General features: G+C 39.0%; 14 protein-coding genes and 1 pseudogene. 1 reads left to right on the top strand and 14 read right to left on the bottom strand.

The window, feature by feature from the left end; translation table 11 throughout:
* Positions 1–43 precede the first annotated feature (43 nt).
* The 3 genes from EHW89_RS01255 to EHW89_RS01245 form a co-directional block, all read right to left on the bottom strand.
* The gene (locus EHW89_RS01255; RefSeq protein ID WP_126466458.1) at positions 44–703 is read right to left on the bottom strand and encodes an HD domain-containing protein; all 660 of its coding nucleotides are present in this window, start codon (positions 701–703) and stop codon (positions 44–46) included.
* Between the two features lie 64 nt (positions 704–767).
* Positions 768–1,406: a deoxynucleoside kinase gene (locus EHW89_RS01250; RefSeq protein ID WP_003026903.1), complete on the bottom strand. Its 639-nt coding sequence runs from the start codon at positions 1,404–1,406 to the stop codon at positions 768–770.
* A 185-nt stretch (positions 1,407–1,591) separates the two neighbouring features.
* Positions 1,592–2,359, bottom strand: a complete 768-nt coding sequence (locus EHW89_RS01245) for an epoxyqueuosine reductase QueH (protein ID WP_126466457.1) — start codon at positions 2,357–2,359, stop codon at positions 1,592–1,594.
* 446 nt (positions 2,360–2,805) lie between these two features.
* On the opposite strand from EHW89_RS01245, the pseudogene EHW89_RS09385 reads away from it, so the two are divergent.
* Positions 2,806–3,003: pseudogene (locus EHW89_RS09385) on the top strand (tyrosine-type recombinase/integrase); the annotation flags it as partial.
* Positions 3,004–3,092: 89 nt separating this feature from the next.
* On the opposite strand, the gene groL reads toward EHW89_RS09385, so the two are convergent.
* The 11 genes from groL to EHW89_RS01185 all read right to left on the bottom strand — a co-directional run bounded on the left by groL (position 3,093) and on the right by EHW89_RS01185 (position 12,606).
* Positions 3,093–4,715 (bottom strand): chaperonin GroEL, encoded by a 1,623-nt coding sequence (gene groL, locus EHW89_RS01235; protein WP_003026907.1) that lies wholly within the window; start codon positions 4,713–4,715, stop codon positions 3,093–3,095.
* 31 nt (positions 4,716–4,746) lie between these two features.
* Complete coding sequence (gene groES / locus EHW89_RS01230) at positions 4,747–5,028, bottom strand: co-chaperone GroES (protein ID WP_003030877.1); 282 nt, start codon at positions 5,026–5,028, stop codon at positions 4,747–4,749.
* A gap of 144 nt (positions 5,029–5,172) precedes the next feature.
* On the bottom strand, positions 5,173–5,463 hold the full coding sequence (locus tag EHW89_RS01225; RefSeq protein ID WP_106383925.1) for a PTS fructose transporter subunit IA: 291 nt from the start codon (positions 5,461–5,463) through the stop codon (positions 5,173–5,175).
* Positions 5,464–5,478: 15 nt separating this feature from the next.
* Positions 5,479–6,309, bottom strand: a complete 831-nt coding sequence (locus EHW89_RS01220) for a PTS system mannose/fructose/sorbose family transporter subunit IID (protein ID WP_021001249.1) — start codon at positions 6,307–6,309, stop codon at positions 5,479–5,481.
* A gap of 1 nt (position 6,310) precedes the next feature.
* Positions 6,311–7,162, bottom strand: a complete 852-nt coding sequence (locus EHW89_RS01215; protein WP_126466456.1) for a PTS mannose/fructose/sorbose/N-acetylgalactosamine transporter subunit IIC — start codon at positions 7,160–7,162, stop codon at positions 6,311–6,313.
* Between the two features lie 32 nt (positions 7,163–7,194).
* Positions 7,195–7,689, bottom strand: coding sequence for a PTS system mannose/fructose/N-acetylgalactosamine-transporter subunit IIB (locus EHW89_RS01210; protein WP_049513158.1), 495 nt, complete (start codon positions 7,687–7,689; stop codon positions 7,195–7,197).
* 24 nt (positions 7,690–7,713) lie between these two features.
* On the bottom strand, positions 7,714–8,148 hold the full coding sequence (locus tag EHW89_RS01205) for a PTS sugar transporter subunit IIA (protein WP_049516995.1): 435 nt from the start codon (positions 8,146–8,148) through the stop codon (positions 7,714–7,716).
* A 199-nt stretch (positions 8,149–8,347) separates the two neighbouring features.
* On the bottom strand, positions 8,348–9,634 hold the full coding sequence (locus EHW89_RS01200; protein WP_126466455.1) for an ABC transporter substrate-binding protein: 1,287 nt from the start codon (positions 9,632–9,634) through the stop codon (positions 8,348–8,350).
* Entirely contained in the window at positions 9,631–10,314 is a 684-nt protein-coding gene (locus tag EHW89_RS01195) for a response regulator transcription factor (protein WP_049507674.1), read from the bottom strand. The genes EHW89_RS01200 and EHW89_RS01195 overlap by 4 nt, the downstream gene beginning before the upstream one ends.
* Positions 10,307–11,620: a sensor histidine kinase gene (locus tag EHW89_RS01190; protein WP_126466454.1), complete on the bottom strand. Its 1,314-nt coding sequence runs from the start codon at positions 11,618–11,620 to the stop codon at positions 10,307–10,309. Before EHW89_RS01190 ends, EHW89_RS01195 begins: the two co-directional genes overlap by 8 nt.
* A complete protein-coding gene (locus EHW89_RS01185; RefSeq protein ID WP_126466453.1) occupies positions 11,620–12,606 on the bottom strand; it encodes a sugar ABC transporter substrate-binding protein in 987 nt (328 codons plus the stop codon). The genes EHW89_RS01190 and EHW89_RS01185 overlap by 1 nt, the downstream gene beginning before the upstream one ends.
* Positions 12,607–12,672 lie beyond the last annotated feature (66 nt).

Here is a 12,672-nt window from a genome sequence, read left to right as displayed (position 1 = left end):
ATAGCTGGGAAGTTACATTCTCAGCTTTTTCATATCTTATTTGTCACTTTTTCGCATTCCATTCAGCATAGAATTGATCTAAGTATTCTTCCAAAAAGTGATGTCTACTTTCTGCCATTTTTTGAGCAGCAGCGGTATTCATCATGTCTTTTAATTTGAGTAATTTCTCATAGAAATGCATGATAGCTGAACTCTTCCCAGTACGATATTCTTCCAATGTCATGTTTTCTCTCGGCTGCAAATCTGGATCGTGAATCGGTCTCCCTATATGACCTGAATAAGCCATAGCTCGCGCTATTCCAATCGCTCCAATCGCATCCAAACGGTCAGCGTCTTGAACAATTTTCCCCTCCAAAGTGCTGATATTCTTCTGTTGATAATCACCTTTAAATGACATTGTTGAAACAATCTCTAACACATGAGCTATTTCCACCTCTGAAGCCTGATGATTCTGTAGCCATCGCTCAACCTTTTGCAAGCCCACTTCTTCACTCTCATTTAACTTCCCGTCAGCTATATCATGTAGCAAGGCAGCTAGCTCGCAAATAAAAACATCTGCTTGTTCTTGTGTAGCAATTTCTACAGCATTGTTCGTGACACGCACAATATGCCACCAGTCATGCCCGCTCATCTCGTCTTTCAGTTCAGCATAAACAAAATCTCTCGCTTCTTGAAGAATTTTCGCTTGTCTATCCGTTATCATCTGTCACCCTTTTTATTTATATACACAAAAATCTCGAAGCGATTTTGAGATTTTTTGATTGGACTCACTTTTCAAGCCCAATCGTTTTCATTTTTTGTTGAATTTGTTGATACACGTGATTCCAGTCATTTGGATTTGCAATATCTAAATCATCCGTTGCAATTCTCATTTTAGGACTATAATTGTAATCTTCATACCAATTTTGATAATGCTTGTAAAGCAGCTGATAGTAGTCAGCGAGCCCATTTTCTTCATTTGGTTGCTCATAATCGCGACCACGTTTTTTGATATTGTTCATAATATGATCGAAACTTCCGTCTAAATAAATCAACAAATCTGGCGCCTTCTTAGGCAAACCTTGGATTTCTTCCATCATATTGTCCAAAAGTTCCAAGTAGATATTGTACTCTTGCTCACTAATGCTGCCTTTGAGGGTATTGATGTAAGTAAACAGAGCATCTTCATAAATAGAACGATCTAGAATGTTATTGTCATCATGATAGGCCGCTTTAATCATTTTAAAGCGTTTGTTTAGAAAGTAAATCTGCAAAGCAAAACCATATTTATCAGGGTCTTCATAATACTTATCCAAAATAGGGTTTTCTTCTACAGGTTCAAAAAAAGGCTGCGTTCCTAATTCCTCGGCTAGTCGATAAGTGTAAGTCGTCTTGCCTACCCCAATCATGCCCGCTAAAATAATCACTATCTTCCTGCACCTCCCAAATCTATCCAATATCAGGTTATCGGTCTCAACCGAACCACCACATATTGTACCAAAGAAAATGTTAGCACAATATATTGATGACGTCAAGATATAAAACTTCTAAATGTACAAACAAAAATAACCTTGTATAAAGAAGCGCAATCAACTCCAATACAAGCGTTATTTTAGGATTCTCCATTCGTGACAGTAAATTTAATATGCGAATAATCTTTTTCTAAATCTTTTCCTTTCAAAAAAGCCGTCGCATCTTTTTTAATCTGAACGAGGTCAATTCTTTGCGCTTGTGCTGCAAATACACAACCACAATAACATTGGCGGTAAATGTCGTACTCCTCGCACATTTCGACCGAGCGCTTATAGCCTTGATTTTTCTTGAAATCACTAGGAAGATACTGCGTTGCGTAAACTTTCTGCACTTCAATTCCAACGCTATTGATCGTCTGCGAATTTTTATGAGGGCTGATTGTCAAGGCACTTCCAAAATAGTCAAATCCCAAATCAACCGCCACTTGCGCTGTCTTATCCAAGCGATAATCATAGCAGACTTTGCAACGATCGCCACCTTCTGGCTCTTCTTCCAAACCGTGTACTGTCCGGAAAAATTCCTGAGGCTCATAGGGAGCTTCTAAATATTGAACATGATTACCAGTATTTTCATTAAAATCGTGAACAAATTTTTGTGCAACATAGGCGCGGCGTTGGTATTCTGCTTTGGGGTGAACATTTGAATTGGCAAAATAAACCGTCACGTCCGCATACTGGGTCAAATACTCCAGTGTATAAGTTGAGCAAGGTGCACAGCAGGTGTGCATTAAAATCGTAGGACGCTTCTGGTCTGCTTCCCAAACTTTGACCATTTTTTGCATCACGCGGTCATAATTGATCTTTTGATTGGGATTCATCTTGCTCAAAACGTCTTCAACATCAATCATCGTTCTCTCCTTAGAATGTAAGACTATTTTACCACAGAAAGAGAGTGGAGACAAATGGACAAAAGAGAATGGCTTTGTCAAGTGGTACTAATTTATTAAGTAACAGCAATAAATTCCTAATATTCATCGAACATTTTTGGAGCTTCTATTTTTACTTTGTATCCTTTTTGTCTTCTATATGAACTCAAGCTAAAAAAGAGGTTGAGACAAAAGTTCCCAACCTCATGCATTTTATAGTTTGGCTTGTAAGACGCAGTGGTTGGTTGGATAACCTTATCCCTTGTTATACCGGTGATAGCGGCTATCCTAACCAACTGTGCAGAGGTGAAAGTCAAAACAGTCCTGTGGACTGTTTTAGGTCAGCAACTAGAAATTGGGACTTGCTGAAAAATCAAATTCTTCGAATGATTGATTTCTGTCCCACTCTCAAAATTGAACATGGTTAAGAGCTGCATTTCAAAAAGCATTTAACTAGCCACATATTCAGACATTCTCACATCTCTTTATTGTCCGTGCTAAGCCTGTCACTTAAGATAATTATGGAGCAAGTAGGACACTCTGACCCTGAAACTACTCTAGCTATTTATAATCACGTCACAAAAAACGCAAGAAAGAATGCTATAGACGCTCTAAACAAGTTATAATCTTTTGCCCCTTTTTTGCCCCTCCTTGCCTTTAATCGTGTTTCAGACAATAGTAAAACCCTTGATATTACAAGGGTTTTAGTTATATATTACATCATCCCGCCCATCATACTTGGATCCATTGCTGGAGTTGGACTGGCTGGTTCTGGTTGGTTAGCAACAACTGCTTCAGTTGTTAAGATGAGGCTCGCTACTGAAGCTGCATTTTGAAGGGCAGAACGAGTAACCTTGACTGGGTCAATAATCCCAGCATCAATCATATTCACCCATTCACCTGTAGCAGCATTAAAACCAGTTCCTGCTTCCGAATTTTTCAAGCGGTCAATGACGATAGAACCTTCAAATCCTGCATTCAAAGCAATTTGGCGAACAGGTTCTTCTAACGCACGAAGAACGATGTTGCGACCAGTTGCTTCATCACCTGATAAGTCTAAGGCTTCAACAGCACTTAAAACATTCACAAAGGCTGTTCCACCACCTGAAACAATTCCTTCTTCGACAGCTGCGCGAGTTGCATTGAGGGCATCTTCGATGCGGAGTTTCATTTCTTTGAGTTCTGTTTCTGTTGCAGCACCAACTTTGATGACAGCTACACCGCCTGACAATTTCGCTAAGCGTTCTTGGAGCTTTTCACGGTCAAAGTCAGATGTAGAACTTTCGATTTGGGATTTGATAACAGCCACACGGTTGGCAATAGCTTCGGCATCGCCAGAACCTTCAACGATAACGGTGCTATCTTTATCCACAGTTACTTTTGAGGCTTGTCCGAGCGCTTCAATCGTTGCGTCTTTCAATTCCAGACCAAGATCTTCTGTAATCACTGTACCGCCAGTCAAGATAGCAATATCTTCTAGCATTGCTTTACGACGGTCCCCAAATCCTGGCGCCTTCACAGCGACGACATTGAAAGTACCGCGGATTTTATTCAACACAAGAGTTGGAAGAGCTTCACCATCCACATCATCTGCGATAATCAAAAGCGGACGGCTTGTTTTCAAAATATTTTCCAACAAAGGAAGAATTTCTTGAATATTAGAAATCTTCTTATCTGTAATCAAAATATATGGATTATCTAAGTCAGCAACCATTTTTTCATTGTCTGTCACCATGTATTGGGAAAGGTAACCGCGGTCAAATTGCATTCCTTCAACCACATCTAGCTCCGTTTCCATACCTTTTGATTCTTCAATAGTAATAACACCGTCATTGCCAACTTTTTCCATAGCTTCAGAGATGTATTCACCGACTTTTTCACTACGTGATGAAACAGCCGCAACTTGCGCAATAGCTTCTTTGTTAGAAACTGGAACAGAGTTTGCTTTTAAGGCTTCAACAGCTGTTGCAACAGCTGTTTCAATACCACGACGAATGCCGATTGGGTTTGCACCAGCCGTTACATTTTTAATCCCTTCGCGGACAATGGCTTGGGTCAGTACAGTCGCAGTGGTTGTTCCATCACCAGCAATATCATTGGTTTTTGAAGCAACTTCTGACACCAATTTAGCTCCCATATTTTCAAAATGATCTTCGAGTTCGATTTCTTTTGCAATGGTTACACCATCATTTGTGATGAGTGGTGAACCAAATGATTTTTCAAGAACAACATTGCGGCCTTTAGGACCTAAGGTTACTTTAACGGTATCTGCTAAAATATCGACGCCGCGCACCATGGCGCTTCTTGCATCTGCTGAAAATTTAATATCTTTTGCCATTTTTACAATTCCTCTTTCTATAAATTTTTATTTATTCAACAATCGCTAAAATATTTGCTTCATTGACAACGAGGTACTTTTCTTCGCCATCTTTGACTTCAATTCCCGCATGGCTTTCAACGAGAACGGTATCACCAGCTTTTACGCTTGGCGCAACGAGTTCACCGTTGAGTGTACGAATTCCATCCCCCGCAGCTACAACTTTTGCTGTCTTTGTTGCGTCTTGTCCTGCACCTGCAATGACAAAACCACCAACTTTTTGTTCTTTTTCTTCTACTTTTAAGACCACACGGTCGCCTAATGGTTTAAGCATTTGTTTACCTCCAATATCTTGTTTTAGCACTCTACAAGTGCGAGTGCTAATATTTACATTTTCTATTGTATCACTTGGTCAGAAATAGTCAAGAAAAAAACTCTGTCAAACGACAAAGTTTTTAGGGGGAAAGCAAATAAATTTTTATCGAACCAATCTTAATTTTTCTTCAAAATCATCAATGACTCTTTGAAGATTCAGTCGTCCTTTGTAAATACCATAACCAAAGACAAGCATGGCTAATATTCCCAACACTGCTAGGATTATTCCAAGAACAAAGGCAATGAGATTGGTTTGACGGAAGAAATAGATCAGAACAAGACCGATACTAGCAATAGTAAAGAAGAGACTAAACCAACGTCCGAGATTTTCAATCATGTGTTTTTGATATTGAATTTCCGTTTCATATCCTTGAATCAATTCTTGTTCTGTCATAATTTTCTCCTATTTTTAGTATTTCAATCCTGGGTTGAAGAATCCAACCAATACACCAAGGAAGGCTACTACAACGAGAAGTAACATTACTTTAATTGGTGAAAGATTTTTCTTCGCCATCAACCACCAGCAAAAGACGATAAACAAAGCTGTCAATAGACCTGGATAGACACCGTCTAATTGATCTTGTAGTACCAAGAAAGCTTTTCCTGAAGAGTCTTTCAATTTGAAAGCTGTCTTAACAGGTACCCATGTCGCTGCAACAGCACCGATAACCATACCACCAATGATAGAAACAGACTTACGGATAGCTTGTCCTTGAGGTCCGACAAGAAATTCAACTGCTTTGTCACCAAGTTCATAGCCTTTAAAGTAGGCGAATTTCATACCAAAGTAGGCGAGCAAGTTCCAAACCACGATATAGAAAATCGCACCAAGTGGTGAGCCACCATTTGACAAACCGAGAGCAATACCTAGTATAATCGGAATCAAGGTACCAACAATCAGTGAATCACCAATTCCTGCAACAGGTCCCATCAGCCCCGCACGAAGACCGTTAATCGTTTCGTCGTCTACTCCATCAGCACCATTAGCACGCGCCTCTTCTAGACCAGCTGTAATCCCTACAATCAAAGCACCTAATTGAGGTTCTGTGTTGAAGAATGCTGTGTAAGTGTGCATTGCTTTTGCTTGATCTTCTTTTTTAGAATATAATTCTTCCACGATTGGCAGCATTGAAGCTAGGTAACCAAAGGTTTGCATGTGTTCTTGTGAGAAGCAAGTTAAGTTCCCATAATACCAATGATGGAAAGATTTTCCTAATGTTTTTTTCGTTAATTTAACCATTTTAAATATCCTCCTCATCGTCGTCATCATCAAAACTTGCACTTGAAGCTGCTTGTGCTCTTACATTTTTAGCCATTTGAATTTCATAGAATAATACTGCGAAAATCAATGAAATTACTGCACAAGATACAAGGTTAAGTCCTAGTGAAGCTGCTAAAGTAAATCCAACAAAGAATGGAATGAAATCGACAGCTTTTTCAACAATTTGTTTCAAGAGGATTGCAATTCCGACACATGGAAGGAGAGAACCGACTGTAAAGAGGGTTTTCATTGGAATACCGTCCAATGGAAGTGCCGTTTTCAAGGCCGTAACTGCATCTGCACCCAATTTACACATAATGAGGGTTGGCAAGAATGAGAATACCAAGTGTGAAATCCAAGGGAAGCCCCAGTCTACCATGTACAGGCGTTTAAATTCACCTTTTTCAACAGCTTTCCAACCAATATGTTGCCAAAGCAAGTTCATAGTAGCGGTACCATAGAAAAGAACTGTACCGACTGTACCAACGAGTGTTCCCATTGATTTAGCCAAGTTAGCAGCGTCTGCAGAGTCAAGTGATAGTCCTTGCGATTGAATGGCAACCATTGCCAGAGGAATCCCAATATAAGAAACCGCACGCACGTCAGCTGAAACCGTACCACCAGGTGTTACCAAAGCGATATAAACGAGCTGCATAGCAACCCCACAGATAATACCTAATTTCACATCTCCTAAAATCAGTCCTGAAACTAAACCACCTACAAGCGGGCGCCCAAGAGTATAGTTACCAATGGAAGTACCACCTAGACCAGGCATAGATGATAGACAGGCAAATAACCCTAGTAAAGCGGCTTGAAACCACGAAATTGTCATAATAAAGCCTCCTTAATGCTTATTATATTTTGTTAAAAACCAAATTTAGATTTGAAATCGTCCCAGTAGCCAATAGACACATCTGGCAAGAGTTGGAATTTCACTTTATAGCCAGCTTTTTGAATCGCTTCAAGTGCTTCCGCTTCCTCTTGTGTGATGGATTGGTTGTTTCCTAATTTAATAGCTCCTGGACGGTCATTGGCTGGACCAACGATGATTTCTTTGATATCACTAGGCACAAAACCTTGATCAACTAGTATTTCTTTCATATCAATTGGATTTTTAGTAATCAAGAAATAGCGACTATCGGAATCCAATACCTTTTGTGATTTTTCTTTCCATGCTTCTTTTGTCCAAACAAATGTTTTTTTATCAGAAGCTGCTTTGTAGGCTTGTTTCAAAACTGTATTTCCTGCTGCAGCATTATTGACAGCAACTAAGCCGTCACAAGGATATTCTTTTGCCCAACGAGTTACTGTTTGACCGTGAATCATACGGTCATCAATACGTACAAATGAAATTGTCATGATAAATCTCCTTTTTAATCTTTTTTAAATATCGTCTTCATCCTCTTCGTCACTAGCAACTACATCAAATTCTTGCAGCGCTGCGGATGCTTCTGAGAGAATGGCTTGTGCCAATTCTTTTCCTTCCAACATATCTTTCATCACTAAGCCTGTGAGTGCCATTGTCAAATTGAGACCACCAAGTACGACTGCAGTGTTTAACTTGCCAAGTTCTGATAAAACATTGCAAGCTGTCGTCAAAGGGCTTCCTCCGACAATGTCTGCCAACACCAAAACCGTATCTTCTGTTCCCAGATTTGCTAACGCTTGACGAAAGTCAAGAGCGAAATCTTCAACAGACTTGCCTTCTTTTAGACCTACTGCAATGACTTGGTCGGTCTTATCCCCAGCGAACATCCTCAAAGAGCTTTGCACACCTTCTGCTAGTCCACCATGACTGACTAGTACTAGATATTTCATGTTCTTTCCTCCTTCATTTCTGTCTTTATTTTACTAAATCTGGAACCGGTTTCACATTGTCAAATGTCACTTTGTAAAGATGACATTTGTTAGTTAAAATATGACAAATGTCATATAGTTTTTCAAAAAGAAAAATAGCCAGCTTTGAGCTCAAAAATCTCTCATCTGACTATTTTGATATTTATTCTTCGTTAAACTTCTATTTGCCTGTTTCTTCCATTTCCCTTTGAATACTTGGTAAGATACTGTCTATTTCATTGTTTTTGAGAGCATTTCCTAGTAAATAATCCAGTCGTTCCAAAGAATGATAATCTAAGTCTCTGCTAATATCTAACACCGAATGCTTCATCATATGATCCAGTCGTTGCGATGTCAGCGAATCCAGTCCAAAGTCATCTGCCTGTAAAATCTTTTTCGTCTGACTGCTTTTAACTACGGAAGTCAAGACAGAGGTCCCTTGTGATTTTGCAAATAGCTCTTGCTGATTTTTATGATTTTGACACAGCAATTTCATAAACTCCCAAGCTAATTTGTCCTGTTTTGTCTTTGAAGACATAGCAAAAAGAGATGTTTTCACTTGGGTCGCAGGAATGCCCGCTTTAGCGGCCGGCATAGGAATGCAGGTCCAAGAAAATCTAGAATATTTTGCCACATGGTAGGGATAGGGTTTGTAGGTTCGATATTGAGCCAAACTCATTGGATAAAAGGCGACCTTACCTTCATCAAAATCATTTGACGTTACCTTGTACCGTTGATTTAATGAATCCAATTTACTGATAAAGGAGAGTGCCTGATGCATTTCGACACTATCAACATTAACACCATTTTGATTTCTTAAATGCCCGTTATACGCCACCAAGGCTTGCTTCCAAGTATAATCCGTAATGCCATACTGGTCAATCAGACTGTCACCATCTGTATCCTTTGTTACTTTTTGACAAATCGCATATAAATCCTCTAAAGTCCAATTAGAGTCAGGAATTGAAATGCCTTCTTTTTCCAGCAGATCTTTATTAACACACATCATAACAGGATTGCTTTCAATCGGTAAAGCATAGCTATGCCCCTGATACTGTCCAGCTTGGTAGGCAACTGGATAGTAAGCCACGGCTTCTTCCTTACTAATCAAAGAATCCAAAGATTTGAATGCTCCAGAAGATGCCAACATTGAAAAATCATTTTCAGGCACCATAAATACATCTGCCTGCTCACCTTTTAGAATCTTTTCTGCTAGCCAATTGTCATAGTCTTTTTTAGGAATACCGCTCTCATAGACGACTTTGACGTTTGGATATGACTTTTCAAATTGGCGAATAATATTGTCTAACACTCTATTCTCACGACTATTCGGAACGTCCCAGCTACTGCCTGCATACACTCCAATTCGCAAAATCTTTTTTTGATTGGAAGTCCATAAAACAAAGCTAAGGGTCACTAAAAGGAGAGCCGAGATGAACATCGTCAAATACCTCATCCGCCACTTCATTTGTCATTGTCCTTACTAAAATCACGTTGGGTAACACCTGTCTGCACAGCCCAAATAGCTAATTGCGTGCGATCTCGCAAATTTAATTTCGTCAGAATACCTGACAAGTAATTCCGCACTGTCCCTTCAGACAAGAACAACTTCGCTGCAATTTCCTTGTTTGAAACTCCAAAACCAATTTGTTGGATAATCTTCCACTCAGTCTGACTCATATCTTCTACATTTTCTTCCGCAACAGAAATGGCAAAATTCGACTGCGCCATTTGTGAAAAGATTTTAAACACTTTGCTAGCAATGTTGGGGTTAATCATAGCACCGCCTTTGTGAACCGTTTGAATGGCTTGATGCAGTTCGTCAGTAGAAACTCCTTTTAAAATGTAACCAGAAGCTCCGTATTTCAATGCTGAAAAAATGAAATCATCGTCATCAAAAGTTGTTAAAATGATAATTTTGATATCTGGATAGTGCTCCTTGACCGCTTTTGTACAGAGAACGCCATCCATAACAGGCATTCGAATGTCCATCAAAATCACATCTGGATGTATATGGTGAAGTTTTTCGAGCACTTCCTTGCCGTCACCGACTGTTCCCACCACTTCAATATCTGAATGAGCCGATAAAATAATTTGTAAAGACTCACGAATCAAGGCCTGATCATCTGCAATTAAAACTTTAATCATTCTTTCCTCCTATTTTCGGAATTTTAATATAGGTATAAAAGCCATTACGATTTTCAAAATGGACACTACCACCAATAATCGCTAGGCGTTCCTGCATTTGCTTTAGACCATAACCATAGTGAAGCTCGTCAAAACCAACTCCATCATCTTGTATAGTCATGATATAATTCTCTTCTTCTAATAACTCAATCCAAACCGTTTTGGCATGCCCATGCCGTACCGAATTGGTAATGGACTCTTGAATCACCCGAAAGACAATATCTTCTTTTGCAACATCCAAATCAATTGTGGTCCATTCATAGCGAAAATGAATTTCCAAATTAGAAATGGCTTCATATTCTCGAATAATTTTGAACAACGCTTCCTTTAAGCTATTATTTTCTAAAGCACCAGGTCGCATTTTATTGAGTGAACCTCGCACATCACGGATACCATCTCGTACAACCACAGAAACATTTTCTAACTGTTCCTTAGCACGATTTTTGTCAATATCCACCAATACTTTAACTGCATCAATCCCCGCAGAAATCCCTGTCAAAGCATGCCCTAGCGTATCATGAATTTCTCTAGCGATTCGTTTTCTTTCACGGTCTTCCGCAATTTTTTCAGATAAGGCTAAATAACTATTCAACTCGCGATTGGCTTGTGCCGCCATCCGCAGTTCTTCTTCAATATGGTGCTTTTCGGTCATTGCAGATAAAATATAAAAGAGCAAAGAAATCATAAACACAACCAGATTTAGTGAAAAGAGAAAATTCTTTCCAAAAAGGAGGACCATGCGAATAGATTCTGGACAAAAGCGAATATAAGTATCTAACGAAGGCAATTTAACAAAAAGCGACATCAAATCATAGTTGGATAAGAGCAACATAGTAAAGCTCAAAATGATAAAGGAAAACCAATATTTCCGATCTTTTGAAGTGTTAAACTCCTTGGAACCGTAAAAAATATCCGCAAAAACCAAGAGAATCAGACCATTATAAGAAGAATGCAAGACAGCAAAGATAACTAACATCAGCAAAATCTCAATAATAGTTACTTTATCATAAACAGATAGCTGATTTGGATGCTTCTCACGGTAATAAAAAACCAATAATAAGCAAGCATAAAAGGCAATCGACATCCAAAAACTAAAGCTCGGCGAGCCTGGGATAGCATCCAAACGCCCCAATAGTGAATGAGCATAACCTCTTGCGACCACGTAATTTGTTGCAAAAAGATAAATAGAGGCATTATAAACAATGGCAATGAAATTGATGACCATTAAAGCAATCTTGCTATAAAAAATACTTTTATTTCGTCTCATTATTGCCACCCTGTAATTGTATATTGCCCAATGTTATCTTTATTCACCAAATGAACAGGAATCAGGTACTCCTTTTTGTAAGATTGATGCTTCATCATGCGCTCAATCACTTCTGTCACCTTTCTGCCCATTTGAATCGGAGACTGGGCAACCGTTCCTTGAATATCATTGGTGTTGGCAAGGAAATTCTTAATATCAGGCGAGCCATCTACGCCATAAATTGCAATCTTGTCTGTCACACCTTGATCTTTTATGGCTGCGAGAGCTCCGATTGCAGCACGATCATTTAAAGACATGACCACATTAAATTGCATTCCTTCGTTCAATGCTTTTTTTACTTGAGGCATACTTTCTTCCGTCTGCCCCAATGTTTCCCGCTTAGAAACCACCTGATAAGCAGGATGCCCTTTAATCGTATCTAAAAATCCTTGAATCCGATCCATCGCAGACACAGCGTTATGATGTTCCAATAGTAAAATCTTCGCACTTGACAATCGTTTCATCATATCGTTTGCTATCAACACACCGGCTTGATAATTGTTTGACACAATAGTAGTATCAACTTTTGCATCTTTGCTAACAGGTGCATCCACAACAATAATCTTGATTCCCGCTTTTCTGGCTTTATTTAAAGAAGTCAGAATCTTTGGACTGTCACTCTTAACTGGGTTTATAACAATCACATTTACTCTTTCTTGAACAAAATAATCAATCTGCTGACTTTGCTTGTCTTCGTCTAATTCTGGGTCCCGCACATAAAGTCGACTTCCTTGTTGATTGGTTTTTTTCTCAATTTCAGCATTTAAGGTTTTATAAAAATCATTGTTCATCGTCATATAGGTCGCTCCTATCTTGACTTGCTTGCTATCTGATGAATCCCCTTTTACATAGAGGAAAACTAAGCTAGCCAAGACGAAGACAAACAGAAAAAATAATAGATATTTACGATAATAGCGATATTGCTTTTTTCCTTTACCTGCTCCCATTTTTCTCCTTATCAACAGCAATCTTAAACAGAAAACTTTGTTTTATCTAGGTTTATTATATTATAT

Origin of the sequence: Streptococcus periodonticum, assembly GCF_003963555.1 — a bacterium.
Classification (GTDB): Bacteria; Bacillota; Bacilli; order Lactobacillales; family Streptococcaceae; genus Streptococcus; species Streptococcus anginosus.
Note: the sequence above shows the minus strand (reverse complement) of the source record. Positions and strands in the feature narration are given on the sequence as shown.